Genomic DNA, 3,156 nt, shown 5'->3' with positions numbered 1-3,156 from the left:
GGATTTAAAGAAATTACAGGAAATCCATCCCATCCTTCCTTTTTCAAAGGAAGGAGATATCCTTCCCCCTTTAGTAAAGGGGAAAGGGGATAGGGGAATTTACAGATAGCACAATCCGGGCACCCCGAAGTTTTTCAATGGGCGTGCGCTACGATTTTTAGAGGACGCATTGATTTGAAAGGGAGAAAATAGAATGGATATTTATGAAGTTATAAAAAAAAGAAGAACAATTAGAAGATTTGAACAAAAACCAATATCAAATGAACTTCTTATAAAATTTATTGACATGGCAAGATTAGCACCAAGTGCTTCTAACTTACAACCATTGGAATATATTGTTGTTAATAAAAAAGAAGTTGTTGATGAGATATTCCCAAATCTTGCATGGGCTGGCTATCTTGGAGAAAAGGGACAACCACCAGAAGGAAAAAGGCCTGTTTCTTATATTGTTGTAATTGCCAATAAACAAATAAATGTTTTAAAATATAAACTTGAATGTGGTGCTGCAATTGAAAATATTCTTCTTTGTGCAACTTATGAAGGAATAGGAACATGCTGGATTGGTTCAGTAAACAGAAAACAAGTAAGAAAAATTTTACAAATACCCGGAAATTATATCATTGATTCTGTTATTGCATTAGGATATCCTGCTGAAAAATCAGTTATTGAAGAATTTAATGGAAGTGTAAAATATTGGAAAGATGAGCAAGAAATAATGCATGTTCCAAAAAGAAATTTAAAAGATATTATACATTTAAACAAATTTGAGGTAAAATAAACCATTGACAAAAATTAAAATTTGTTTTATATTTTATAGAATGGAAGGAGGTGAGAAAAAATGGCAGAAAAAAAGATGAATCCAGCAGCATTGGTAATTCTGATAATTATAATTCTGGTGGCGCTCTTTTTTATAATTAAACAGATGACGAAAAAACCAGCGGCAACACCAGAAGCAATGCCACCAGCAATGGAAGGACCAATGGGTCCAGAAGGAATGCCAGCACCAGAAGCACCAGCACCAGAAGCACCAGCACCAGAAGCACCAGCAGAATAAGTATTGACAACATGAAAGTAAGAAGGTAAAATAAATTTGTAAAAAAAGTTCTTTGGAAATTTGGGGTATCCGGTTGAATTTACTCTGAGGGTTTGATCTTGGCTCAGGGTTAACGTTGGCGGTGTGCATAACACATGCAAGTCGTGCGTCGAACTAAAGAAATTTTACCTTATGGTGAGATTTCCTTAGGGAAAGCGGCGGACGGGTGAGTAACACTTGGGTAATCTACCCTCTGGACAGGGATAATCCATCGAAAGGTGGTCTAATACCTGATATTCTCATTTGCCAGATGGTGAATGAGAAAAATTTCTCGCAAGGGAAATGCCAGAGGATGGGCCTGAGTCCTATCAGGTAGTTGGCGGGGTAAAAGCCCACCAAGCCAAAGACGGGTAGCTGGTCTGAGAGGACGGCCAGCCACACGGGGATTGAGACACGGCCCCGACTCCTACGGGAGGCAGCAGTGGGGAATCTTGGGCAATGCCCGAAAGGGTGACCCAGCGACACCGCGTGGGGGATGAAAGCCTTCGGGTTGTAAACCCCTGTCAGGAGGGAAGAATCCGCCTATGGCGGATGACGGTACCTCCAGAGGAAGTCCCGGCTAACTCCGTGCCAGCAGCCGCGGTAATACGGAGGGGACAAACGTTACCCGGATTTACTGGGTGTAAAGGGTCCGCAGGCGGTCAGGAGCGTCAACTCTGAAATCCTTTGGCTCAACCAAAGAATTGGAGTTGAGACATTCTGACTTTGAGTCTGGGGGAGAGAAACGGAACTGCCGGTGTAGCGGTGAAATGTGTAGATATCGGCAGGAACACCACTGGCGAAGGCAGTTTCTTATCCCAGAACTGACGCTCAGGGACGAAAGCGTGGGGAGCGAACGGGATTAGATACCCCGGTAGTCCACGCCGTAAACGATGCTTACTAGATTGTGGCGGTTCTGACGCCGGCACAGTCGAAGCAAAAGTGTTAAGTAAGCCGCCTGGGGAGTACGGTCGCAAGGCTAAAACTCAAAGGAATTGACGGGGGCTCACACAAGCGGTGGAGCATGTGGATTAATTCGAAGCAACGCGCAGAACCTTACCTAGGTTTGACATGCTTGGATGCTTGCCTGGAAACAGGTTAAGCTGCTCTTCGGAGTGAAACTTGCACAGGTGCTGCATGGCTGTCGTCAGCTCGTGTCGTGAGATGTCGGGTTAAGTCCCTTAACGAGCGAAACCCTTGCCGTTAGTTACCAGCGGGTCATGCCGGGAACTCTAGCGGGACTGCCGGTGTTAAACCGGAGGAAGGTGGGGATGACGTCAAGTCATCATGGCCTTTATGCCTAGGGCATCACACGTGCTACAATGGCCGGTACAAAGCGACGCGAGACCGCGAGGTGGAGCAAATCGCAAAAAGCCGGCCCCAGTTCGGATTGCAGGCTGGCAACTCGCCTGCATGAAGTTGGAATCGCTAGTAATCGCGAATCAGCTATGTCGCGGTGAATGTGTTCCTGAGCCTTGTACACACCGCCCGTCAAGTGATGGGAGTTGGAAGTACCCGAAGTCGGGTTGTTAACCGCAAGGAGACGCCTGCCGACGGTAAGTCCGACGACTGGCACTAAGTCGTAACAAGGTAGCCGTAGGGGAACCTGCGGCTGGATCACCTCCTTTCTAAGGATTACTTAGACGTTTGTGGTCAGTTTTGGGACCACGGACGAAAGTCAGGTGCTTTCGCGGCTCAGGCTTAACTGTTTCTTGAATACCCAAGCCCCGTCGGCAAAACCGACGGGGCTTTTTTTGTGTGCCGAGTATATGCGGTTGTTCTTTACGAAGTTCAAGCTCAAGGTTCCCGAGCCGATGTTGAAAGCGGGTACCGAAGTATGGTAGCATGGAGCATTGGCTGTGTAGTTGTGTTTCGTCGGATTTACGGGGGAACTCGACGGAAGGCTTATGCGGAATTCGGTTCCAGTGGTGGCTGCGGGACTGGCCGTCGCGGTCGGGAGCGTGGCGGTCTGGTGGGTCCTGTTTTGTTCCGGCGGGGTGAAGCCGGATGACATACTGGCGGCTTTGGCCGATGCGGGACAGGTGGGACAACTGGCGATAGAAAACCCTCTGGATGAGACCCTG

General features: G+C 47.2%; 2 protein-coding genes and 1 rRNA gene. All 3 read left to right on the top strand.

The window, feature by feature from the left end; translation table 11 throughout:
• Nucleotides 1-193 precede the first annotated feature (193 nt).
• The 3 genes from PLW95_06445 (at nt 194) to PLW95_06435 (ending at nt 2,700) form a co-directional block, all read left to right on the top strand.
• Entirely contained in the window at nt 194-778 is a 585-nt protein-coding gene (locus PLW95_06445) for a nitroreductase family protein (GenBank protein ID HOV22301.1), read from the top strand.
• A gap of 60 nt (nt 779-838) precedes the next feature.
• Nucleotides 839-1,054 (top strand): hypothetical protein, encoded by a 216-nt coding sequence (locus PLW95_06440; GenBank protein ID HOV22300.1) that lies wholly within the window; start codon nt 839-841, stop codon nt 1,052-1,054.
• Nucleotides 1,055-1,134: 80 nt separating this feature from the next.
• Nucleotides 1,135-2,700: ribosomal RNA gene (locus PLW95_06435) — 16S ribosomal RNA — on the top strand.
• Nucleotides 2,701-3,156: the final 456 nt, after the last annotated feature.

The organism is bacterium (assembly GCA_035370465.1).
Classification (GTDB): Bacteria; Ratteibacteria; UBA8468; order B48-G9; family JAFGKM01; genus JAGGVW01.
The sequence above is the reverse complement of the archived record's forward strand: the minus strand, read 5'-3'. Positions and strand labels throughout refer to the sequence as shown.

Coding starts and splice junctions, on each gene's coding strand:
- PLW95_06445 (HOV22301.1), top strand. CDS start 194: ATGGATATTTATGAAGTTATAAAAAAAAGAAGAACAATTAGAAGATTT.
- PLW95_06440 (HOV22300.1), top strand. CDS start 839: ATGGCAGAAAAAAAGATGAATCCAGCAGCATTGGTAATTCTGATAATT.